This window comes from Kitasatospora sp. NPDC043949 (assembly GCF_056435365.1).
Genome location: NZ_JBWKEQ010000005.1, coordinates 28,447 through 50,864, shown reverse-complemented (window position 1 = coordinate 50,864; position 22,418 = coordinate 28,447). Strand labels below are relative to the sequence as shown.

The 22,418-nt window shown below is 72.5% G+C and carries 20 protein-coding genes; 11 read left to right on the top strand and 9 right to left on the bottom strand.

The genetic code is table 11. The features are described from left to right. Positions 1–105: 105 nt before the first annotated feature. Positions 106–1,194, bottom strand: coding sequence for an NADH:flavin oxidoreductase (locus AC07AL_RS06615; RefSeq protein ID WP_478317070.1), 1,089 nt, complete (start codon positions 1,192–1,194; stop codon positions 106–108). Positions 1,195–1,587: 393 nt separating this feature from the next. Between AC07AL_RS06615 and AC07AL_RS06610 the strand changes: the two genes are divergently transcribed. The 4 genes from AC07AL_RS06610 to AC07AL_RS06595 all read left to right on the top strand — a co-directional run bounded on the left by AC07AL_RS06610 (position 1,588) and on the right by AC07AL_RS06595 (position 7,557). Continuing rightward, positions 1,588–2,325, top strand: a complete 738-nt coding sequence (locus AC07AL_RS06610; protein WP_400845095.1) for an SDR family oxidoreductase — start codon at positions 1,588–1,590, stop codon at positions 2,323–2,325. 30 nt (positions 2,326–2,355) lie between these two features. Further along, entirely contained in the window at positions 2,356–3,552 is a 1,197-nt protein-coding gene (locus tag AC07AL_RS06605; protein ID WP_363587136.1) for a cytochrome P450, read from the top strand. Between the two features lie 107 nt (positions 3,553–3,659). Continuing rightward, positions 3,660–7,130 (top strand): carboxylic acid reductase, encoded by a 3,471-nt coding sequence (gene car, locus AC07AL_RS06600; protein WP_478317068.1) that lies wholly within the window; start codon positions 3,660–3,662, stop codon positions 7,128–7,130. A gap of 55 nt (positions 7,131–7,185) precedes the next feature. Further along, positions 7,186–7,557: a nuclear transport factor 2 family protein gene (locus AC07AL_RS06595; RefSeq protein ID WP_363587138.1), complete on the top strand. Its 372-nt coding sequence runs from the start codon at positions 7,186–7,188 to the stop codon at positions 7,555–7,557. 26 nt (positions 7,558–7,583) lie between these two features. Here AC07AL_RS06595 and AC07AL_RS06590 read toward each other — a convergent pair whose 3' ends face one another. From AC07AL_RS06590 to AC07AL_RS06560, 7 genes are all read right to left on the bottom strand, one after another. Beyond that, positions 7,584–8,285 (bottom strand): hypothetical protein, encoded by a 702-nt coding sequence (locus AC07AL_RS06590; protein WP_363626305.1) that lies wholly within the window; start codon positions 8,283–8,285, stop codon positions 7,584–7,586. 109 nt (positions 8,286–8,394) lie between these two features. Then, the gene (locus tag AC07AL_RS06585) at positions 8,395–9,942 is read right to left on the bottom strand and encodes a Na+/H+ antiporter (RefSeq protein WP_478317065.1); all 1,548 of its coding nucleotides are present in this window, start codon (positions 9,940–9,942) and stop codon (positions 8,395–8,397) included. A gap of 149 nt (positions 9,943–10,091) precedes the next feature. Next, positions 10,092–10,259 (bottom strand): hypothetical protein, encoded by a 168-nt coding sequence (locus AC07AL_RS06580; RefSeq protein WP_363587141.1) that lies wholly within the window; start codon positions 10,257–10,259, stop codon positions 10,092–10,094. A 186-nt stretch (positions 10,260–10,445) separates the two neighbouring features. Beyond that, positions 10,446–11,042 carry an RICIN domain-containing protein gene (locus AC07AL_RS06575; RefSeq protein ID WP_363622785.1) on the bottom strand — a complete coding sequence of 199 codons (597 nt, stop codon included), beginning with the start codon at positions 11,040–11,042 and terminating at the stop codon, positions 10,446–10,448. 53 nt (positions 11,043–11,095) lie between these two features. After that, a complete protein-coding gene (locus AC07AL_RS06570; protein ID WP_363587143.1) occupies positions 11,096–11,728 on the bottom strand; it encodes a hypothetical protein in 633 nt (210 codons plus the stop codon). 165 nt (positions 11,729–11,893) lie between these two features. Further along, positions 11,894–12,973 (bottom strand): helix-turn-helix transcriptional regulator, encoded by a 1,080-nt coding sequence (locus AC07AL_RS06565; RefSeq protein WP_363587144.1) that lies wholly within the window; start codon positions 12,971–12,973, stop codon positions 11,894–11,896. A 140-nt stretch (positions 12,974–13,113) separates the two neighbouring features. Next, the gene (locus AC07AL_RS06560; RefSeq protein ID WP_363622791.1) at positions 13,114–14,439 is read right to left on the bottom strand and encodes a radical SAM protein; all 1,326 of its coding nucleotides are present in this window, start codon (positions 14,437–14,439) and stop codon (positions 13,114–13,116) included. Between the two features lie 268 nt (positions 14,440–14,707). On the opposite strand from AC07AL_RS06560, the gene AC07AL_RS06555 reads away from it, so the two are divergent. Together AC07AL_RS06555 and AC07AL_RS06550 are read left to right on the top strand one after the other, a co-directional pair. Then, on the top strand, positions 14,708–15,961 hold the full coding sequence (locus tag AC07AL_RS06555; RefSeq protein WP_400988666.1) for a family 2 encapsulin nanocompartment cargo protein terpene cyclase: 1,254 nt from the start codon (positions 14,708–14,710) through the stop codon (positions 15,959–15,961). A gap of 55 nt (positions 15,962–16,016) precedes the next feature. After that, positions 16,017–16,901, top strand: coding sequence for a geranyl diphosphate 2-C-methyltransferase (locus AC07AL_RS06550; RefSeq protein WP_363632505.1), 885 nt, complete (start codon positions 16,017–16,019; stop codon positions 16,899–16,901). 87 nt (positions 16,902–16,988) lie between these two features. On the opposite strand, the gene AC07AL_RS06545 is transcribed toward AC07AL_RS06550, so the two are convergent. After that, complete coding sequence (locus AC07AL_RS06545; RefSeq protein WP_363632503.1) at positions 16,989–17,642, bottom strand: dihydrofolate reductase family protein; 654 nt, start codon at positions 17,640–17,642, stop codon at positions 16,989–16,991. A gap of 203 nt (positions 17,643–17,845) precedes the next feature. Here AC07AL_RS06545 and AC07AL_RS06540 point away from each other — a divergent pair, with 203 nt between their 5' ends. The 5 genes from AC07AL_RS06540 to AC07AL_RS06520 all read left to right on the top strand — a co-directional run bounded on the left by AC07AL_RS06540 (position 17,846) and on the right by AC07AL_RS06520 (position 22,413). Then, complete coding sequence (locus tag AC07AL_RS06540; protein ID WP_478317060.1) at positions 17,846–18,925, top strand: phosphatidylinositol-specific phospholipase C domain-containing protein; 1,080 nt, start codon at positions 17,846–17,848, stop codon at positions 18,923–18,925. Between the two features lie 266 nt (positions 18,926–19,191). Continuing rightward, positions 19,192–19,524 carry a ribonuclease domain-containing protein gene (locus AC07AL_RS06535; RefSeq protein ID WP_363587179.1) on the top strand — a complete coding sequence of 111 codons (333 nt, stop codon included), beginning with the start codon at positions 19,192–19,194 and terminating at the stop codon, positions 19,522–19,524. An 84-nt stretch (positions 19,525–19,608) separates the two neighbouring features. Continuing rightward, complete coding sequence (locus AC07AL_RS06530) at positions 19,609–20,055, top strand: 5-carboxymethyl-2-hydroxymuconate Delta-isomerase (protein WP_400808033.1); 447 nt, start codon at positions 19,609–19,611, stop codon at positions 20,053–20,055. 92 nt (positions 20,056–20,147) lie between these two features. Further along, on the top strand, positions 20,148–21,506 hold the full coding sequence (locus tag AC07AL_RS06525; RefSeq protein ID WP_478317058.1) for an MFS transporter: 1,359 nt from the start codon (positions 20,148–20,150) through the stop codon (positions 21,504–21,506). 58 nt (positions 21,507–21,564) lie between these two features. Next, entirely contained in the window at positions 21,565–22,413 is an 849-nt protein-coding gene (locus AC07AL_RS06520; protein WP_478317056.1) for an SAM-dependent methyltransferase, read from the top strand. Positions 22,414–22,418: the final 5 nt, after the last annotated feature.

Below are 22,418 nucleotides of genomic sequence, written 5' to 3'. Positions count from 1 at the left end.
CTTTCCCCCTCCCCCCCCCCCCCCCCCCCCCCCCCCCACCCCCCCCACCCCCCCCCCCCCCCCCCCCCCCCCCCCCCCCCCGCGCCCGTTCGTCGAACGGCCCTGTCAGGCCAGGCTGGTGAGCACCGCCGGGTCGTACGGGACGGTCCGGGAGAGGTCGCCGCGCAGCGCCCTGGCGGCCCAGTCCGGATTGGCGAGCAGGGTGCGGCCGACGGCGACGAGGTCGAACTCGTCGCGCTTGAGGCGGGCCAGCAGTTCGTCGATGCCGGTCACGCCGACCCGGCTGGTGTAGCCCTGGGCGAACTCGCCCTCGCCGTACTGCTGGTCCAGGCCGACCGAGCCGACCGTCACGGCGGCCTTGCCGGTGAGCTTGCGCGCCCAGCCGGCCAGGTTGAGGTCGCTGCCGTCGAACTCGGGCTGCCAGTAGCGCCGGGTGGAGCCGTGGAACGCGTCGACCCCGGCGTCGGCCAGCGGGGTCAGCAGCTGCTCCAGCTCGGCCGGGCTCTGCGCGATGCGGGCCCCGTAGTTGCCGACCTTCCACTGGGAGAACCGGAAGAAGACCGGGAAGCCCGGGCTGACGACCGCGCGGACGGCCTGCACGATCTCGGCGCCGAAGCGGGCGCGGGAGGCCGGGTCGCCGCCGTAGCGGTCGGTGCGCCGGTTGGTGCCGCTCCACAGGAAGTCGTCGATCAGGTAGCCGTGCGCGCCGTGCAGTTCGACGCCGTCGAACCCGAGCCGCTCGGCGGTCGCCGCGGCCTCGGCGAAGGCGGCCACCGTGTCGTCGACGTCCCGCTGGGTCATGGCCCGCCCGGCCGGGGCGCCGTTCAGGCCGATCCCGGACGGGCCTTCGGCGGGTGGCTCCGTCCCGGTGCGCACGACCCCGGTGTGCCACAGCTGCGGGATGATCCGGCCGCCGGCCTCGTGCACCCGCCGCACCACGCGGGCCCAGCCGGCCAGCGCCTGTTCGCCGTGGAAGTGGGGCACGTGGTCGTACGCGCGGGCGGCGGCGCGGTCGACGTAGGTGCCCTCGGTGATGATCAGTCCGACCTGGTGGGCCGCCCGGCGGGCGTAGTACTCGGCGACCTCCTCGCCCGGCACGCCGCCGGGGGACTGCATCCTGGTCATCGGGGCCATCACGATGCGGTTGGGGACCGTCAGATCACCCACGACGAACGGCTCGTCCAAGCTGGACATGCTTTCTCCCGAGTTCTCGGCACTCATGGTGTGAACATTCCGTGTGCGCCTTCTCCGCCGCTCCGGCGAATCACCGCCGGGCCGTGCGGAAAATGGTGTGGTCGGCCGCACATAGGTAACACACGATTATCGGCCCTGTTGATCGCGGCGTCCAGCGGGTGCTCTTGTCCGTGCTGCATTGCCTCAGGCGATCCACGGCATCGACACAATCATGTTGACCGTGTCCGGGAGATCACGGATAGTGGTGCAGGTGGTTCCGCGTCGCCTTCTGGGTCGCAACTGGAGAATTGATTCCCTTGCCGACCAGTGCCGCGGAAAGGAATTTCCCAGGAACGAAAGGTGGCGGAACCCAGGGTGAGCGAGAGTCGCCTTACCGCGCAGATTTCCCACGACTTGGACGGCAAACGGGCCGTGGTCACCGGCGGCAGCCGGGGCATCGGCGCCGCGATCGTGCAGCACCTGCTCGACGCCGGCGCCACCGTCGTCACCTCCGCCCGCAACCCCACCGAACACACCCCGTCCGCGGCCAAGTTCATCCAGGCCGACCTCAGCTCGCCGGCCGGGGTGCGGGCGTTCGCCGACGCCGCGCTGGACTCCCTCGGCGGGGTGGACATCGTGGTCAACAACGCGGGCGGCTGCCGGGCCTTCCAGACCGCGCTGGAAATCGAGAAAGACTGGCAGTACACGGTCGACATCAATTTCCTGGCCGCCGTCCGGCTCAATGCCGCACTCGTGCCGGCCATGCGCGCGGCCGGCGGCGGGGTGATCGTGCACCTCTCCTCCATCGCGACCATTTCCTCCTACCCGATGATCCTGCACTACGCCGCCGCGAAATCCGCGCTGGAGGTGTACAGCAAGGGCCTCGCGGTCGAGTTGGCGCCGGACGGAATCCGGGTCGTCGCGATCTCCCCGGGAAACGTGATGACTCCCGGGGCGGATGAGGCGCGCGAGAAGATCGTCGACTATCTCGGCATGGAATCGGAGGGGGACTGGGCCGACGAGGTCCCGCTCGGGCGGATCGGCCAGACCGAGGACATCGCCGAGGCGGTCGGCTTCCTGGTCTCCCGGCGCGCCTCGTGGATCACCGGCAGCAACCTCGTCATCGACGGCGGCAAGAGCGCGTCCCTGTGACCGCCCGCCAGGACTGGAAGGACTGACACGATGACCGCGACAGAAGAAGGGCCGCGGGCCTATCCGTTCGGTCCGGCCGAGCAGCTCGACGTGGACCCGAAGCTGGCCGAGGCCTGCGGCGAGCAGCCGGTGCTGCGGGTGAGCCTGCCCTACGGCGGCGACGCCTGGCTGGTCACCCGCCACGCCGACGTCAGGACGGTGCTGGCCGACCCCCGGTTCAGCCGGGCCGCCGCCGCGGGCGAGGACGTGCCCCGCATCGTCTCGGCCGGCCTGCCCCGCACCTCGATGCTGAGCATGGACCCGCCGGAGCACAGCCGGCTGCGGCGCAGGGTCGCCAACCCCTTCACCGTGCGCCGGGTCGAGGCGATGCGCCCGCGCGCCCAGCAGATCGTCGACGGCCTGCTCGACACCATGATCGCCACGGGCTCGCCCGCCGACCTGACCCAGATGCTCACCTGGCCGCTGCCGATCACGATGATCTGCGAACTGCTCGGCGTGCCCGTCGAGGACCGCGACCGGTTCAACGCCTGGGTGGACGGCCTGCTGATGCTCTCCGACCCGGCCCGCTCCGCACGGGACCGCGGGCACCTCAACGAGTACCTCGCCGGCCTGGTCGCCGAGCGCCGCGTCGAGCCCACCAGCGACCTGCTCGGCGAACTGGTCGCCGTGGAGGACGAGGAGAACCGGCTCACCGAGGAGGAGTTGGTCAGCCTCGGGGTCAGCCTGCTGTCCGCCGGCCAGGAGGCCACCGCCAACCAGATCGGCAACTTCGTCTACACGCTGCTGACCAGGCCCGAGCTGTGGCACGAGCTCGTCGCCGATCCCGGCCTGATCCCCGACGCGGTCGAGGAACTCTCCCGGATCATCCCGATCAGCGCCACCGCCGGCTTCACCCGGATCGCCACCGAGGACGTCGAACTGGGCGGGCAGACCGTCCGGGCCGGCGACGCGGTGGTCACCGAGTTCTCCCTGGCCAACCGGGACCCGGAGGTGTTCGACCGCCCCGAGGAGATCGACTTCCGCCGGAAGAACATCCCGCACGTCACCTTCGGACACGGCATCCACCACTGCCTCGGCGCGGCCCTGGCCAGGATGGAACTGCGCGTCGTGCTGGACACCCTGGTGCGCCGCCTGCCCGGCCTGCACCTCGCCGTGCCGGCCGACCAGGTGACCTGGCGGACGGAACGGCTCATCCGCGGAGCGGACGCGCTGCCGGTCGCCTGGTGAGACGCCGCCGTCCGGAGCGACCGCCTGACGTCAGGGAGTCGGCGGTCGCTCCGGCCGGGCCCCAGCCCGCACTTCGACATCACCCGGACACTACGGGAGGACTCAGCATGGCCGAACCACCGGAGGCGATCACCGCGGCCGTGCGTGATCCGGGCAAGGGACTCGCCGAGGTCATGGCGGCCATCATGGAGGGCTACGCCGACCGGCCCGCCCTCGGCGAACGCGCGCGGGAGCCCGTGACCGGGCGCTTGCTGCCCGGCTTCGAGACCGTCAGCTACCGCGAACTGTGGGCCCGGGTACGCGCCGTCGCCACCGAGTGGCACCACCACCCGGACCACCCGCTGAGCGCCGGCGACCGGCTCTGCATCCTGGGCTTCACCAGCACCGACTACGCCACGCTCGATCTCGCCTGCCTCCACGCGGGCGTGGTGGTCGTGCCGTTGCAGTCCAGCGCGCCGCTGTCCCAGCTGGCGCCGATCGTCGCGGAGACCGAGCCGCGCGCCCTCGCGGCGAGCATCGAGCGGCTGGACACCGCCGTCGAAGCCGTCCTCGGGGCGCCCTCGATCCGGCGCGTGATCGTGTTCGACTACCGCCCCGACATCGCCGAGCAGCGCGACGCCTTCGAATCCGCCCGGCGGCGCCTGGCCGGGGCCGGCCGCCCGGTGGCCGTCGACCCGCTGGCCGCCGTGGTCGAGGCCGGAGCCGGACTGCCGCCCGCGCCCCTGTTCGTCGCAGACCCGGGTGACGACCCGTTGGCGCTGCTCATCTACACCTCCGGCAGCACCGGCACCCCGAAGGGGGCCGTCTACCCCCAGCGGCTGGTCCGCACCGCGTGGAACGGCTTCAGCTACGGCGCGGAGGACGCACCCCCGGTCAGCGTCCACTACATGCCGCAGAGTCACCTCGCCGGCCACTGGGCGCTGATGGGCTCGCTCTCCCGGGGCGGCGTCGGCCACTTCACCGCCAGGAGCGACCTGTCCACCCTGCTCGACGACATCGCGCTGGTCCGCCCCACCGAGCTGACCATGGTCCCGCGCATCTGCGACCTGCTCTTCCAGCGGTACCGCAGCGAACTGGACCGGCGCTCCGGCGAACCCGGCGACGTCGACACGGCGGTCAAGACCGACCTGCGGGAGAACGTCCTGGGCGGGCGCGTCACCAAGGCCTTCTGCGGCACCGCCCCGCTCTCCGCCGAGGTGGCGGCCTTCGTCGAGTCCTGCCTGGGCTTCCACCTGTACACCGGCTACGGCTCCACCGAGGCCGGCGGGGTGCTGCTCGACTCGGTGGTGCAGCGCCCGCCGGTCATCGACTACAAGCTGGTCGACGTCCCGGAACTCGGCTACTTCCGGACCGACTCGCCGCACCCGCGCGGGGAACTGCTGCTCAAGACCGCCACCGCCATCCCCGGCTACTACAAGCGGCCCGAACTCACCGCCGAGATCTTCGACGCGGACGGCTACTACCGGACCGGCGACATCATGGCCGAGATCGGGCCGGACCGGCTCGTCTACGTCGACCGCACCAAGGACGTCCTGAAGCTCTCCCAGGGCGAGTTCGTGGCCGTCTCCCGCCTGGAGACCGCCTTCGTCGCCAGCCCGCTGATCCGGCAGATCTTCGTGTACGGCAACAGCGAGCGCGCCTACCCGCTCGCCGTGGTCGTCCCCGCCCCGGACGCGCTGGCCAGGGCCGACGGGGACGCCGAGTCGCTCAAACCGCTGCTCATCGAGTCGCTCCAGCGGATCGCCAAGGAGGCCGAGCTCAACTCCTACGAGATCCCGCGCGACGTCCTGATCGAGACCGAACCCTTCAGCGCCGCGAACGGCCTGCTCGCCGACAGCCACAAACCGCTGCGCCCCCGGCTCCGGGAGCGCTACGGCGAGGCACTGGAACGGCTCTACGCCGAACTCGCCGACGGGCAGGAGCGCCGGCTGCGCGACCTGCGCCGGGCCGGGCCGGACCGGCCGGTGCTGGAGACGGTCGGCCGGGCCGCCCAGGCGCTGCTGGGCTGCGCGGGCGCCGAGCTGAGCGCCGACGCGCACTTCACCGACCTGGGCGGGGACTCGCTGTCCGCGCTGTCCTTCGCCGCCCTCATGACGGAGATCTTCCGGGTCGAGGTCCCGGTCGGGGTGGTGATCAGCCCGGCCAACGACCTTGCGCGGGTGGCGGGTTACATCGAGGAGCGGCGCCGCACCGGCGCCGCTCGGCCCACCGTCGCCTCCGTCCACGGCGAGCACGCCGTCGAGGCCCGCGCCGGCGACCTCACCCTGGACAGGTTCCTCGACGCGGCGACGCTCGCCGCCGCCCCGACGCTGCCTCGCCCCGACGGCGCCGTCCGCACCGTGCTGCTCACCGGGGCCACCGGCTTCCTCGGCCGCTTCCTGTGCCTGGAGTGGCTGGAACGGCTGGCGCCCGCGGGCGGCAGGCTGGTCTGCGTGGTCCGTGGCGCCGACGCGGCCGTCGCGGCGAAGCGGCTGGAGGCCGCCTTCGACAGCGGTGACGCCGAACTGCTCCGGCGGTACCGGGAGTTGGCCGACGGGACGTTGGAGGTGCTGACGGGCGACATCGGCGAGCAGCGGCTGGGCCTGGCCGAGGACACCTGGCAGCGGCTGGCCGACACCGTGGACCTGATCGTCCACCCGGCCGCCCTGGTCAACCACGTGCTGCCCTACGACCAGCTGTTCGGGCCCAACGTCGTCGGCACGGCCGAACTGATCCGGCTGGCGCTCACCACCCGGCTCAAGCCCGTCACCTACGTGTCCACCGTCGCCGTGGTGGCCGGCGCCGCGGCCCTCGACGAGGACGGGGACATCCGCGTCACCAGCCCGGTGCGCCACCTCGGCCGGGGCTCCGGCGGCGGCGCCGCGCACGGATCCGAGCACGAGTACGGGCACGACGACGCGTACGGGTACGACGGGTACGCGCACGGGTACGCGACCAGCAAATGGGCCGGCGAGGTGCTGCTCCGCGAGGCCCACGACCTGTGCGGACTGCCGGTCGTCACCCTGCGCTCGGACATGATCCTCGCGCACGGCAGGTACCGGGGGCAGCTGAACGTGCCCGACGTGTTCACCCGCCTGCTGCTCAGCCTGCTCGCCACCGGCATCGCTCCGGGCTCCTTCTACCGGGGCGGCGGGCGCGCCCACTACGACGGCCTGCCGGTCGACTTCACCGCCGAGGCCGTCACCGCGCTGGGCGCGCGGGCCACCGAGGGCTACCGGACCTTCAACGCGCTGAACCCGCACGACGACGGCGTCTGCCTGGACACCTTCGTCGACTGGCTCATCGAGGCCGGCCACCCGATCCGGCGGATCGACGACTACGACGACTGGCTCGCCCGGATCACCACCGCGCTGCGTGCCCTCCCGGAGAAGCAGCGCCAGCACTCGCTGCTGCCCCTGCTGCGCGCCTTCGCGCGGCCCGGGGAAGGCGTCCCCGGGTCGGCGATCCCCGCCGCCGGGTTCCGGTCCGCCGTGCGGGCCGCCAAGGTCGGCGCCGACCAGGACATCCCGCACCTGTCGGCGGCCCTCGTCCGCAAGTACGTCACCGACCTGCGCCACCTCGGCCTGCTTCCCCACTGACCGCAGCACCGCACCACCATCCCCGCATTCGACCCGACGGACACAGGAGTTCGGCATGGCACAGAGCATCGGCGAGACGGTCATCTCGGGTCTGCGGCTGCTGGAGGCGAACGACTTCGCCGGCTTCCGGGCGCTGTGCACCGAGAAGGCCACCGTGTGGCAGAACGACGGCAAGGACGAGCAGGCGATCGACGAGCGGCTCGTGCACTTCAAGGCCTTCGCCGCCGGTGTCGAGTCGCTGCGGTTCGAGGTCCTCCGCCAGTTCGAGAAGCCGGACGAGGTGCTCCAGCAGCACGTCATCCACCTGCTGTCGGCCGAGGGGGTCGTCCAGGAGGTCCCGACCGTCGTCTACTTCCGGTTCGAGGGCGGCCTGATCGACCGGATCGAGGAGTGCCTCTACACCGTGCCGAAGGCCGGCACGGCCTGACCGCCCGCCTTCCTGAACCCGAACCGTCAGGCGGGCGCTGCGGCGCGGGAGTCCCGGAGGCTGCGGCGGGCGGCGGCGGTGACGAGCAGGACCCAGAGCAGGCTGAGGGCGCCCAGGGCGTAGACGCCGCCGTGCAGGAAGGCGAGGTCCAGGTCGGTGCCGGCCGGCGGGGCCCAGCCGTCGGGGTCGACGAGGACGGTGGTGGTGGTGCCGGCGGAGGACGACCCGGAGCAGCCCGAGCCCTGGAACTCGGGGTGCGGCAGCGGCTTCCCGTCCGCGCGGCGGATCGCGCAGGACCAGCTGGTCCGGCCGCTGCGGTCCTTCGAGCTGTGGGCCTCGGTGACGACGACCTCGGTCCGCTCCCCGCGGTGCGCGAGCACCTCCGCCCGGATGGTGGTGGGTGGCAGGGCCAGCAGCAGGACCCCCAGCAGGACGCCGGGCCAGAGCACCCAGCCGGCGGCCCGGACCACCATCAGCCCGCCCAGCGAGGTGATGAGCACCAGCACGGCGAGGATCGTGAACAGGGCGGAGTAGTCCGGGTCCACGGCGAGCGCCATCAGGCCGACGAGCAGCAGCGGGGCGAGCACCGCGACCAGGCCCGCCGCCCGGCGGATGGTGCGGGGCGCGAGCGGGTTGTCCTTCCGGGGTCTCCGCTTGGCGGTCTTCGGCCGCTGGGCGGCGGCCGCCGCGCTCAGTGGTCTCTTCTGCTTCTTCCTGCCCTGTGCCATGTGGCCCCCGTTCGGTGCTGCGTCGGACTGCTCGCGACAGTCTGACCTGCGGTGCGGAGGTGCGGAAGACCGGGGCCGCAAGCCGTCACGGCCGGCCGGGTCGGGCCGGTCAGACCCGCCCGAGTCCGGCCTGCTCCAGGTCGAGGTCGCGCTGGAGGCGGCGCAGGGTGGTGTCGCTGATGAGGTGTTCCGCGTAGAGGCGGTGCAGCCGGGCGTTCTGCACGGTGATGACCTCGTGCCGGAGTTGACGGTAGGCGGCGTCGGCGGTGGTGCCGTCGGGGGTCTCGGGGGTGCGGTCGAGGCGGGCGGCGAGGCCGCGCCGGACCCGGTCGATCGCGGTGTCGGGCATGACCTCCAGCGCCGCGAGGTGGTCGACGTGGTCGAGGGCGGCGCGGTTGAGGGCGTCGCGGGCGTCGTCCTCCTCGCGGGCGGTGTGCTCGGGCTCCAGGGCGAGCCCGGAACGGTGGACCACGGCGGCGAGGGTCAGGCCCTGCACGACCAGGGTGAGGACGACCACCGCCGTGGTCAGCACCAGGACGAGCGGGCGCCCGGGTATCCGGTCGCCGTCCGCGGTGAGCAGCGGGATGGACAGGGCCGCCGCCAGCGGCATGACGCCCCGGGTGCCGGCCCAGGTGACGACCCCGGCGACCCGCCAGGACAGCCGGCCGCGGGCGGGCTTGACCCCGCGGGTCAGCGGCAGCGTCCACAGCACCCGGACGGCGATCAGCACGGCCGCCAGCGCGAGCGCCTGGAGCGGCCACCAGCCGGTTCCGGCCGGCAGGTCGCGGACCAGGGCGGGCAGTTGCAGGCCGACGATGCTGAACACGACGCTCTCCAGCAGGAACACCACCACCGCGGAGACGGCGTGCAGCTGGAGCCGGATGCGGGCGTCGGTGAGGCGGTGGCCGGAGCGGCCGAGCAGGACGCCGGCGACCACGACCGAGGTCACCCCGGAGGTGTGCGCGGACTCCGCGAGCACGTACGCCGCGTACGGGGTGACCAGGGCTATCACGGTCTCCAGGACGGGGTCGGCGGTGCGGCGCCGGATCAGCCACACCAGGCCGGCCACGGCGGCGCCGACCAGGCTGCCGCCCCCGCCGAGCAGCAGGAGCTCGCCGCCCGCCGCAGGCAGGTCCACCGTGCCGCCCACGGCCACGGCGACGCCGACGGCGACCTTGAACAGCACCAGCGAGGTGGCGTCGTTGAACAGGCTCTCGGCCTGCACCAGCACCTGGACGCGCCCCGGCAGCGCCAGCCGGCGGCCGAGCGCGGTGACGGCCACCGGGTCGGTGCTGGACAGGACGGCCCCCAGCATGAACGCCATCGCGGGCGGGAGCCCGGCGACGGCGACGGCGACGAAGCCCACGGCGGCGGCGGAGGCGAAGACCAGGCCGAAGGAGAGGATCGTCACCGGGCGCCACACCGTGCGCAGATCGCGCAACGACAGCTCCTCGGCGGAGGAGTAGAGCAGGGGTGGGAGCACCACCAGGGCGATGGCCTGCGGCGGTACGTGCAGCGCGGGCACACCCGGGACCATCGCGACCGCGAGGCCGACCAGGACCAGCAGGGAGGGCGCGGGCACCCGCAACCGCCGGGCGAAGGTGGCCACGCTCGTGGCCAGAACCACCAGAACCAGAACGATCCCCACGGCGTGCATCTGCGGAAACGACCCATCACGACGATCGGGGTCGCCGCCGCCCGAGCGCTGCGGTCGTCCCCCGAGCCGACCAGACTTCCCGGCACACCGTCAATCATCTTATCGGGTCGTTTGCGCGGGACGGCAGGGTGCCCGGCAGGTCGTGCCCCTCAGCGGCGCCCGAGCAGCCTCGCCAGGAAGCCGCCGCTCTTGCGCTTCGTCCGGTCGCAGGCGCAGCGGCCGGACTCGGGCACCCCGGCGAGTACCTGGTCGACGTGCATGCCGCACCCCGCGTAGCTTGCCTTGCCGCACGTCCGGCAGGTGGTTCGTCGACACATCGCGCTGCTCCTCACGTCGCACCCCCGGATGGGGTGTCTGTCCTGGCCTGTCCTGGCCCGTCCTCCAAATATACCCCACTGGGTATTTTGAAGAGTGTGAGGACAGGCCGGTGCCACGGACCTGCCGTGCCCGGCCGGACAGCCCCGGCCGGGCACGGCAGGCATTCCTGGTGGTGCGCCGTACGGTCAGACGGCCTGCAGATAGAACAGGTCCGGTCGGCTGTCCTGGACGATCTGGTAGCCCAGGCCGTCGCTGTGGTTCTGGGCGGCGACCCATTTGCCGGAGTTCAGGTTCTGGAGGGCGAAGCGGTTGCCGCCCGGAACCTTCGCCATCCAGAACGCCTGGTTCTCGGGGACGATGTCGCCGCAGCCGACCGTGATGATCCAGTTGCCGTCGTCCTTTCCCCAGCGGTCGACGACCATGCACCAGCCGCGCCAGCTGTCGCGGAAGTACACCAGCTCGCGGCCGTCGGAGGCGTGCTTGCGGCAGACCTGCCACTTCTGGTTCGACTCGTCACCCCAGAAGTACTGGATGACCGAGCCGTGGTTCCCGGGGGAGAGCGCGACGGTCAGCGGCCGGTCGGCCCCGGCGGTGTTGATGCGGTAGAGGCCGGGGTCGCAGGGGTAGTCGCTCTCCGGGTCCGCAGCGAGTGCGGTGGCCGACGCGGGGGCGGCCAGGGCGGCGGGGGAGGCGGTGAACAGCAGGGCGCCGACGGCGGCCGCCGTGCCGAGGACGTTCAGCGGGCGGCGGGCGCGGTAGCGCGGACGGTGCGGGTGGGGCATCGTGGACTCGCTTTCGCAGCAGGTGGGTCGGGCCGTTTCCGTGATCCTGGGCATCAGCAGACGAGTCGCGCCCGGGCGGCCGCGCGCAGGGTGCCGGCCGGCTCCGGGTAGGCACAGGAGACGGTCCCCTGCTCCGGGACGTCGAAGGTGGTGAAGGTGCCGGGGCCGTTCGGGCTGGTGTTGATCCAGTAGCCCGTGTTCCCGCTGCGGGCGCAGATGTAGCGGACCCACTCGCCGGTGACCTTCCGGGTGCCGCGGTAGAGGCCGTAGTAGCCGGGGCTGTTGAAGTTCACGGTGTCGGTGACGGTGGTGGTGCGGGTGGTCGCCTTGGTGCTGGCCACCGAGAATCCGACCTTGACGCTCACCTTGGCGAAGATCGCCTTGAATTCGGCGCTCACCTCGGTGCTGGTGTTGATCGTGGTGCTCACCGAGTCGACCTCGCTGAGGGTCTTGGTGTAACTGCCGGTGGTGCCGGGGGTGATGGCGACCGCGAGGAAGTCGGTGACGGTCGGTTCGACCCGGGCCGAGGCGATGTCCTCCCACAGGTAGTCGCGGGCGGGGTCGCAGGTGGCGGTCGGCGGTGTGGTGTCGGCGTGTGCGGGCGCGGCGCCGAGGCCGAGTCCGGTCACCGCGACCAGTGCGGCGACTCCTGAGGTGAAGGCGGTGCGCCTGGTGCGCGAGCTCATGAGGGTGCTCCTCCGCTGGACGATGAAGGCACTGCGATGCACGTCACGTCATGTGCATGACGTGAATCCCCCGTGGGGAAATCTTCACGTTCGCGGCGGGGCCCCGGCCATCCCAGATTCCTGGGGGCGTGCGGCGGGCGCGCGCCAGGGGCGCGGGGCCACGGGTCAGCAGCGCCCCCCGCCGAGCATGATCCGCGCGATCAGTTCCTGTCGGCTGCCCACCCCGGTCTTGGTGAACACCGACTTCAGGTGGTCCTGCACCGTGTACGGCGTCATCGCGAGCAGCCGGGCCACGTCCCGGGTGTCGCTGCCGCGCACCAGCAGCAGCGCCACCTCCTGTTCGCGGGCGGTCAGCCCGTACGCGGCCAGGTAGAGCGGCATCACCTCGGCCGGCGAGGCGGGCGTGGCCACCACCGTCACCTCGTCCGCCGCCGCGTCGCCGCGCAGCGCCGATCCGTGCAGCAGGTACCAGCGATCGTCCCGGGAGCGGACCCGTACCGGCGTCTGCGGCGCGGCCAGCCCGTGCGCCGCCCGGCGGGCGTGCTCGGCGGCCATCGCCACGGAGGTCGGGATGCTGAGCGAGGTGGGGGTGGGGTCGGCCAGCCGGTCGAGCAGGTCCTCGGCCGGGCCGGACATCGCCCGCAGCCGGTTGCGCCGGTCGAGCAGCAGGACCGCAGGCCCCGCGTCCTCCTGGTCCGGCGCGCCGGCCGGAACGTGGCACGCCCGCAGCGCGTTGCCCAGGTGGCGGGCGGCGGCGCCGGCGAGCTCGCGCTGGCGTCCCAGGTAGGGGCCGCGGTCCGGGGCCCGCATGAACGCCGCGCACCCCCACATCCCGCCCGTCGCGTCGAACACCGCCCGCAGTTCGTCCCCGAACCCGGCCGGTGCTATCTGCTCCCGGAACCGCACGCTCTCCTGCGGGCGCCCCTTGGTCGCCCGGCTCAGCGTCTCCGCCTGCGCCCCGCTGTGCCGGATCTTCGGGAAGGTCGCCAGGTCGTCCTCCCAGACCTCCAGCCTGACGGCGTGCTCGTACGCCGTCAGGCTGAGGTCCTCGCTCTGCACCGAGTTCACCAGCCCGGTCGCCGGATCCGCCGTGTGCCAGCACACCGCGTCGAACTCCAGGACCGGGCGCAGCAGTTCGTCCGCCCGCCGGAACACGTCCGGCGCCGTCAACCCCTCCCCGGCGAGCTCCCGCATCCCCTCGATCGCCGACCGCGCCGCCACCCCACGAGCCCCACGTAATCCCATGGCGGGAAGCTAACACGCTGTTCGTACCCCCACCCACGCGCCGATCGGCGGGGTCCGCCTCCTCCTCGCGGTGGGCCGACGGCCCCCGGCGTCATCCTGACGTCCCGTCATGCCGACCGGGGGCGGCGTGCGTCGGGGGCTCAGCCGGGCAGCGAGTCCATGAAGGAGCTGACCGAGAAGACGGCCTTGCCGGGGCCGGCCGGGCCGTAGCCGGGCGGGGAGGAGAGGCCGAACTCCTCGAGGGTGGCGCGGTAGGCCCGGAGCAGGCGGATGTGGTACTCCAGCGGGGCGCCCTGGGGGTTGGCCTTGCCGAGCGGAGTGGTGGGTTCGGGGCACCAGGTGGTGAAGCGGGGCACCACGCCGTGGGACATGAAGAAGCGCAGGCCCTCCCGGGTGGAGGCGATGGCCTCGTCGACGGTGGTGAAGCCGAAGGGCTGCGCCATCTCGACCCCGGCGACGAAGTTGGGGATCACGTTCTCCGGGCCGAACACCTCGGTGGAGTCGAGGATGCGCCGGTGCCACTCGTCGCGGCCGACGTAGCGCTCCTTGCCGGGGCAGTACAGCTCGAACAGGCGCTTGTCCCAGACCTCGAAGTTGGGGTGGTAGATCCGCACGCCGTAGTCGTGGAAGCGCTGGACGTCCTCGCGCGGCAGGGCCTGGGCGACGACCTTGCCGATCCAGCGCCCGGGGAAGCGCTCCTCGATGGCCTTGGCGTACTGGCCGTAGAAGTCGGCCTCGTCCCGGCCGCCGACCTGCGAGGTGATGGCGCCGCCGGTGAGGGTGTACGCCTGGGAGGCGCGGGCGGTGTCGTGGCGGTCGATGAGCTCCAGTGCCTCCAGCACCTCCTCGACCGGCTTGACCCCGGTGTAGGGGCGGCCGGCGGCCTTGTGCTGGCGCCAGTTGTGGTTGATGTCGCAGTACTGGCACTCCTCCTTGGCGCCGAAGTACTGGCAGACCCGGAAGACCGTCAGGTAGATCAGGTAGCCCCACTGGATGGTCGGGGCGACCTCCATCACCGACTTCCCGTTGGCCAGGGTGTGTCGGTAGTAGTCGGGCATCGGAGGCAGGCCCACGTCGGCGATCCGCGCGCCGTCGAGGTACAGGCCGAGCGTGCCGTCCTCCCCGGCGCCGACCCGGTACGGCGAGTCCGGGTTGACCCGCACCGACACCACGGTGCGGCGCAGCCCGTACGGGCCGCCGGTGAGCACGACCTCCTCCGGCGGGCGGTTGAGCGCGGCCGCGCCGAGTTCGGGCAGGGTGCGGTGGTCGAAGGAGAAGATGAAGTACGACTTCGGCTTGACCTCGCCGCTCCCGTCGGCGCCGGTGCTGCCGCTGAGGGCGGACTCGTCGAAGGCCATGCCGCCGCGCAGCAGGTCCTCCTTGATCACGGCCTCCCGGGGCACGTCGGGGAAACGCTCCATGAGGTCCTCGACCAGTGCGGTGCGGCTGCGGCCCTGGGTCTCCATGTGCTGGTACGTCCTTCCTGGCCCCGTTCCGTCACGGGGTCGTGGCCATTCTTCTCCCCCTTACGCCGGCGGGCGCGGCGGACCGATGCATGAGGAGGTGGCGTTTCAAACGCCATACGGGCCCACGTTCACCTGATCGGGTGTAGAAGATCGTTCGGAGCGTTTCCGAACCGGTCCCCGCGCCTACGGTTGTGAACCGAGCGAGACGGGGGGCGCGTTCGAAGACCGCCCGCGCCGTCGGCCAGGTGACGAAGCGTCATGTCTCGCGATCCTTCATCAGAGTCAGAGGAGGCTCCATGCCCCTGTGCACCAGAGCGGGGACACCCTTCGAGCGCACTGCCGCCGCGGCGGTGGGGTCGTGAGCTCCTCGGCGATGGAGCGGATCCTGCGCGGGCCGAGCGGCCTGGGCACCGCGGGCCTGAACCTGGCGCAGAGTCCCCCCGCCCCGAGCGCGCCCGCACCCAACACCTCCGTGCCCGGCGTCCCCACGTCCGACAGCCCCTCGCCGGGCGGTTCCAAGCCGGGTGGTTCCAAGCCGCAGCCCGGCGACGCCATCCCGGGCCTCTACCACCACCCGGTGGCCGAGCCCGACCCGGTGCGGGTGGAGGAGCTGAGCCTCAGGATCAAGGCCTGGGCGCTGGACGAGGTCGAGCTGTACCCGCCGGACTGGGAGAAGCAGTTCGACGGCTTCTCGACCGGCCGCTACATGGTGGCCTGCCACCCGGACGCGCCCGGCGTCGACCACCTGATGCTCGCCGCCCGCCTGATGGTCGCCGAGAACGCGGTCGACGACTACTACTGCGAGGAGCACGGCGGCTCGCCGGTCGGCCTCGGCGGGCGCCTGCTGCTGGCGCACACCGCGCTCGACCCGCTGCACACCACCCCGGAGTACCACCCGGAGTGGGAGGCCTCGCTGCACGAGGACGCGCCCCGCCGGGCGTACCGCTCCGCGATGGAGTACTTCACCCGGGCCTCCACGCCCTCCCAGGCGGACCGGTTCCGGCACGACATGGCCCGGCTGCACCTCGGGTACCTCGCCGAGGCGTCGTGGGCCGAGACCGAGCACGTCCCGCAGGTGTGGGAGTACCTGGCGATGCGCCAGTTCAACAACTTCCGCCCCTGCCCGACGATCACGGACACCGTCGGCGGCTACGAGCTGCCGGCCGAACTGCACGCGCTACCCGCCATGCAGCGCGTGATCGCTCTGGCCGGCAACGCGACCACCATCGTCAACGACCTGTACTCGTACACCAAGGAGCTGTCCATCCCCGGACTGCACCTGAACCTGCCCGTGGTGATCGCCGAACGCGAGGACTGCTCGCACCGGGACGGCTACCTCAAGGCGGTCGAGGTCCACAACGACCTGATGCACGCCTTCGAGGCCGAGGCGGCCGCGCTGGCCGCGGCCTGCCCCGTCCCGACCCTCGTACGGTTCCTGCGCGGTGTGTCCGCGTGGGTCGACGGCAACCACTTCTGGCACCAGACCAACTCCTTCCGCTACACCCTGCCCGACTTCTGGTAACCACCGTTTCCGGCAGCCGTCCCCCTTCCGTTGATCACCCGCTAGGAGCTGACGCATGTCCCTGACCGACGACATCACCACCCCCGCCGACAACGCCGCCATCCCCGGGCCGGCGACCCCCTACCAGGGCGACATCGCACGTTACTGGGACCACGAGGCACGGCCGGTCAACCTTCGCCTCGGCGACGTGGACGGCCTCTACCACCACCACTACGGCATCGGCGACGTCGACCAGGCCGCCATCGGCGACCCGGCCGACAGCGAGCGCGAGAAGAAGGTGATCACCGAGCTGCACCGCCTGGAGTCCGCGCAGGCCGAGCTGCTCCTCGACCACCTGGGCGCGGTTCCGGCCGACGCCACCCTGGTGGACGCCGGCTGCGGCCGCGGCGGCTCGATGGTGATGGCCCACCAGCGCTTCGGCTGCCGGGTCCAGGGCGTCACGCTCTCCGCCAAGCAGGCCGAGTTCGGCAACAACCGGGCCCACGAGCTGGGCATCGGCGACTTCGTCCGCTCGCAGGTCTGCAACATGCTCGACATGCCGTTCGAGACCGGCCAGGTGGCGGGCTCGTGGAACAACGAGTCCAGCATGTACGTCGACCTGCACGACCTGTTCGCCGAGCACTCCCGGATCCTCGCCGTCGGCGGCCGGTACGTGACCGTCACCGGCTGCTGGAACCCCGCCTACGGGCAGCCGTCCAAGTGGGTCTCGCAGATCAACGCGCACTTCGAGTGCAACATCCACTCCCGCCGGGAGTACCTGCGGGCCATGGTTGACAACCGGCTGGTGCCGCAGGCCGTCATCGACCTGACCCCCGCCACCCTGCCCTACTGGGAGCTGCGCGCCACCTCCTCGCTGGTCACCGGCATCGAGGAGGCGTTCATCAACTCCTACAAGGACGGCTCCTTCCAGTACGTCCTGATCGCGGCCGACCGGGTCTGACCGGGTCCGACAGGTCCGACGGTCCGAGTGTGACGGTGGCCTCCCCGCGGGTGCGGGGAGGCCACCGTCTTTTCGGCTACCGGCCGGTCACCGCCGGGTGAAGGTGAGGTGGGTGACGCCGCTCGGGCTGGTCACCGCCTCGGTGCGGAAGCGCTGTTCCAGGCCTTCGAGCCCGTCCCAGAGCCGCTCGCCGCGGCCGAGGACGATCGGCACCACCACCACGTGCAGGTGGTCGATCAGGTCCGCCTCCAGGAAGGCCCGGACGGTGCTCGGGCCGCCGCCGATCCGGACGTCCTTCCCGTCGGCCGCCGCCTTGGCTTGGCGCAGTGCCTCCTCGGGCGTGGCGTCGAGGAAGTGGAAGGTCGTCCCGCCCGCCATCTCCAGCGTGGGGCGCGGGTGGTGGGTGAGGACGAAGACCGGGGTGTGGAACACCGGGTCCGGCCCCCACCAGCCCTTCCACTCGTGGTCCTGCCACGGGCCGCGCTGCGGGCCGAACTTGTTGCGCCCCATGATCTCCGCACCGATGCCGTCGCTCCAGGTGCGGGCCATCGCGTCGTCGACGCCGGTGTCGCCGCCGGTGTCGCCCTCCCGGCCGTGCATCCGCCGGAAGGTCCGGGTCTGGAAGAACCAGCCGTGCAGCCGGTCGCCGGCGTGGCCGAACGGCGAGTCGAGGCTCTGCCCCTCGCCCGTTCCGTAGCCGTCGAGCGAGATCGAGAAGTTGTGGACGCGGACCAGGGACACGGGAGTTCCTCCGGTGCTCGGTGCTCAGGCGCGGACCGGGCCGCGCCTGCTGGACGGCCCACGCTAACCCGGGCGGGAGCGGTACAGCCGTCACGCTATTGTCGTGTCTTCTTCACCCGGAGCTCGCCCTGGTGGGCGATGCTTCGTCCGACCGTCCGGGAGGGGCGGCCGGAGGCACATCCGCACTTGGGGGGACAGTACCTGTGACCGTACGCCGCACCGCCGCCGCCATCCTGGCGGCCGGCCTGCTCGCCGCCGCCGCGGCCCTGATTCCGACGACCGCCGACGCGGCGCAGGACGCGGCCGCGAGCGGCCCGGCGGACCTGCCGTTCGGCTCGGCCACCACCGTCGGCCTGCACAACACCTACGACCCGGCCGCCTACCCGTACCTCGCCCAGGGGCTCGACACCGGCACCGGGATGATCGAGCTGGACATCTGGACGGACATCGTCACCAAGGAGTGGAAGGTCAGCCACTCCAACCCGCTCGGCAACTCCAACAACTGCACCGCCGCCAGCACCCCGGCGCAGCTCTACAGCGGCGGCGCCAACAAGAACCTGGAGAACTGCCTCGACGACGTCCGGGTCTGGCTCGGCGCCCACCCGGGCGCCGGCCCGCTGGTGGTCAAGCTGGAGCTCAAGGCGGGCTTCTCGGCCAACCTCGGCATGGGGCCGACGGAACTGGACGCGCTGATCGCCGCCCACCTGGGCCCGGCCGTGCTGCGCCCGGCCGACCTGCTCGCCAAGCCGGGCGGCGGCTCGTACGCCAGTGTCGACGAGGCGGTGCGGGCCGGCAACTGGCCGAGCCGCGCGGCGCTGGCCGGAAAGGTCCTGCTGTACGCGATCCCGGGGACGGTCGAGGAGAGCAACCCCTTCGACACCCTGCACACCGACGTCGAGTACGGCCGCCACCTGCGCGACCTCGCCGCCGCCGGCCGGATCGGCGACGCCCAGCTGTTCCCCGCCGTGCACGGCGCCAAGACCGGCGACCCGCGCGCCGCGTACACGGGCGCGGACGCCGGGATCCGGCCCTGGTTCGTGGTCTTCGACGGCGACGCCGCCAGCTACCTCAACGGCGTCGACACCGCGTGGTACGACCGCTCGCACTACCTGCTGGTCATGACGGACGCGCACAACGTGGCGCCCGCCATCAGCGCCACCGACCCGATGCCGGACCAGGCCCGCGCCCGCACCGAGCAGCTGGCCCGGGCGCACGCCAGCATCGTCTCCAGCGACTGGCGCAAGCTGCCGGCCGTCCAGTCCCTGGCCCTGCCCCGGGGCTGACGCCGAGACGCCGGACGCGCCACCGGGGCGGTGAACGCCCCGGTGGCGCAGGCGTGTCCGGCCTCGGCTCGGCTCGGCTTCGCGCAGGGCGGGCCCGGAGCGGCTGCTGTCCATGCCAAGTCCGCTGTGGGTACGTCGAGTTGACCCGAGATGAAGAGTTGGATCAGGGCTTTCGGCGGGCCGGGGCGGTCGCCATGCTGGTTGTCATGACCCGAACTCTACGCGCGTGGAAGTCCCGCGCCGCCGCCGTCACCGCCGTTGCCCTGATGACCCTCGCGCCCGTCGCGGTCGCCACCGAGGCACACGCCGCGGTGAGCGGCTCGGTGTGCCTGTCCGCCCTGCCGTCGCAGGCGCGCACCACGCTCAACCTGATCGCCTCCGGCGGGCCGTTCCCGTACAGCCAGGACGGCGTGGTGTTCCAGAACAAGGAGCGCGTGCTGCCGAGCCAGTCCTCCGGCTACTACCACGAGTACACCGTGGTGACGCCCGGCTCGCCGACCCGCGGCACCCGCCGGATCGTCACCGGCCAGCGCACCCGCGAGGACTACTACACCGGCGACCACTACGTGACCTTCCGCCTGATCAACTTCGGCTGCTGACCCGCTGTTCACGTTCTCGGGCTCCCGGGTCACCGCCGCAACCGGGGGCCCGGGAGTGCCGCGCCACCGCCGCGCCGCACCCCGGTGAGCGCCCTGCCCGAGGGCCGCGCGGCCGCGCGCGGTAGCGTCGCCGAACTGTCCGAGGAGCCCTGCGCGGGCTCCGTCTCCTGGGAGGTTTCCGTGCCGCAGATCCTGGTCGACCACTCCGCCGGCCTCGACCTCGACCAGGCGGGCTTCGCCGAGGAGGTCCACCGGCTGATCGCCGAGGTGATCGACACCACCGTGGCGGACTGCAAGACGCTGTTCCGCCCGGCCGGGCGCCATGTGGTCGGCGACGGGAGGGGCGGGCGCGCGGTGGTGCTGGTGGAGGTCAAGATCCTGGCCGGCCGCAGCACCGCGCAGCGTGCCGAGCTGACGGCCCGGGTGCTCGCCGCGCTGGAGGCCCGCCTCGACGTGCCCGCCGCGATCGGCGTGGAGGTCACCGAACTGGACCGCGAGACCTACCGCTTCGTCCGCCACCCCGGCCGGTAACACCACCCCGGCCGGTAGCGCCGGGCCGCCGGGGGCGGCGGACCTCGCCGCGTCCGATACCGCGCCACCTCGATCGGTGCCATGCTGAGGCCATGACAGATCGGACCGGAACCACCCCGCCGCGCGAGGAGCCGCAAGCCGGCCGGCGGCGACGGGAGTTGGCCGCCGCCACGGTGGGCTCGGTGGTCGAGTCCTTCGACTGGAACATCTACGCCGTCCTCGCCCCGTACTTCGCGGCGGACCTCTTCGGGCACGGCAAGGGCGGGGTCAGTGGCCTGCTCGGGGCGTACGCGACCTTCGCGGTCGGGTTCGTCGCCCGGCCGGTCGGCTCGTACCTGATCGGGCGGCTCAGCGACACCCGGGGGCGGCGCTTCGCCCTGACCCTCGGCATGTCCGTGATCGCCGCCGCCAGCCTCGGCATCGCCGTGCTGCCGGACCAGCGGACGATCGGCGCCTGGGCGGCGGTCCTGGCCGTCGCCGCGCGGGTGGTGCAGGGGCTGGCCTTCGGCGGGGAGGCGCCCAGCGTCGCCGCGTACGTGACCGAGACGGCCCCGCCCCGGCACCGCTTCGCGTTCAGCTCGGTCTCCTACGGCGGGATCATCGTCGGCTCGCTGCTCTCCTACGGGGTGCTCGCGCTGCTGCTGCACACCCTCGGCAAGTCCGGTGTGACCGACGGCGGTTGGCGCTGGGCCTTCGTGGTTGCGGCGCTGCTCGGGCTGGCCGCCGTCTGGGTGCGCCGGGCGGCCCCGGAGAGCGCGGAGTTCCGCCGAGCCCGGGCGGAGTCGACGGGCGCCCGCCCGCCGTTCCTGCGGGTGCTGCGCGAGCACCGCTGGGCCGTGCTCACCGTCTTCCTCAACACCCTGGGCGGGACGGTCGGTTACTACTTCGCCCTGGTCTACCTGCCGCAGTACGCCGCCGCCTACGGGGTGGTCGACCGGGAGGAGGCGACCTCCTTCATGACCGTGGTGCTCGCGGTGGTGCTGGCCACCATGCTGCTCAGCGGCGCCGCCGCCGACCGTTTCGGCCTGCTGCCGGTGGCCCGGACCGGGTTCGCGCTGCCGGTGCTGCTGGTCCCGGTGCTGCTGATCGGGCTGCGGCAGGGCTGGCTGCCGTTCCAGGTCGTCGCCGTGCTGCTGGGGATGCTGGTGGCGACGGTGCTCGGGACGCTCAACGTCTTCACCGGCCTGCTGTTCCCGACGGAGGTCCGCGCCCTCGGCCTGGGCGTGGTCAACGCGGCCACCATCGCCGTGTTCGGCGGCTCCTTCCCGCTGCTCGCCGAGTGGCTGCACGACCACCACCGCCTCGGCCTGATCCCCGGCTACGTCACCCTCTGCACGCTGGGCCCGGCGCTCGGCCTCGTCACCGCCCTGCGGGTGCCGTCCTTCGCCGCCGCCGTGGGGGCTCCGGCCATCAAGGCGCGCGGCGGGCGGGTGCCGTCCCGAAGTGGCTGACGTTCGATCATGTCCTGTGGTTGAGTGGGACGGGAACGAACGTGCGGAAGGGCAAGACATGGAGAACAGCGGTCCGGACGGCTGGCTGACCGGGGTCCGGTTCGAGGAGGCGCCGCAGGTGGACCTGCGCACCGACCGCGCGCACCCGGCCCGGGTCTACGACTACCTGCTCGGCGGCAAGACCAACTTCCCGGTGGACCGCGAGGTCGGCGACCGCATCCTCGGGGAGTGGCCCGGCTCGCGCACCGCCACCGTCGCGGCCCGCGCGGTGATGCACCGGATGGTCCGCCGGCTGGTCGAGGTGCACGGCGTCCGCCAGTTCCTGGACGTCGGCACCGGCATCCCCACCACGCCCAACCTGCACGAGGTCGTCCAGGCCGTCGACCCGTCCTGCCGGGTGGTGTACGTCGACAACGACCCGATCGTGCTCGCCCACTCGCGCGCGCTGCTCACCAGCACCCCCGAGGGCCGCACCGCCTACGTCGAGGGCGACCTGCGCGAGCCGGGGAGGTTCCTGGCCGATCCCGCGGTGGCCGCCACCCTGGACCTCGACCGGCCGATCGCGCTGACGCTGATCAACATCGTGCACTTCCTCTCCGACGAGGCCGCGTACCCGCCGGTCCGCAAGCTGGTCGACGCCCTGCCCTCCGGCAGCTTCCTCGCGCTGACCGCCGGCACCGCCGACTCGATTCCCGACCTGGTCGCGATCGGCTCCCGCCGCTACTCGGAGGCCGGCATCGAGAACCACCTGCGCCCCCGCGCGGGCGTCGAGCGCTTCTTCACCGGGCTGGAACTGGACGACCCGGGCGTGGTGCTGATCAACCGCTGGCACCCGGAGCTGGGCGAGGGCCCGGTGCTCGGCGACCACGAGGTGGCGGCCTACGCGGGGCTGGGCCGCAGGCCGTAACGGTT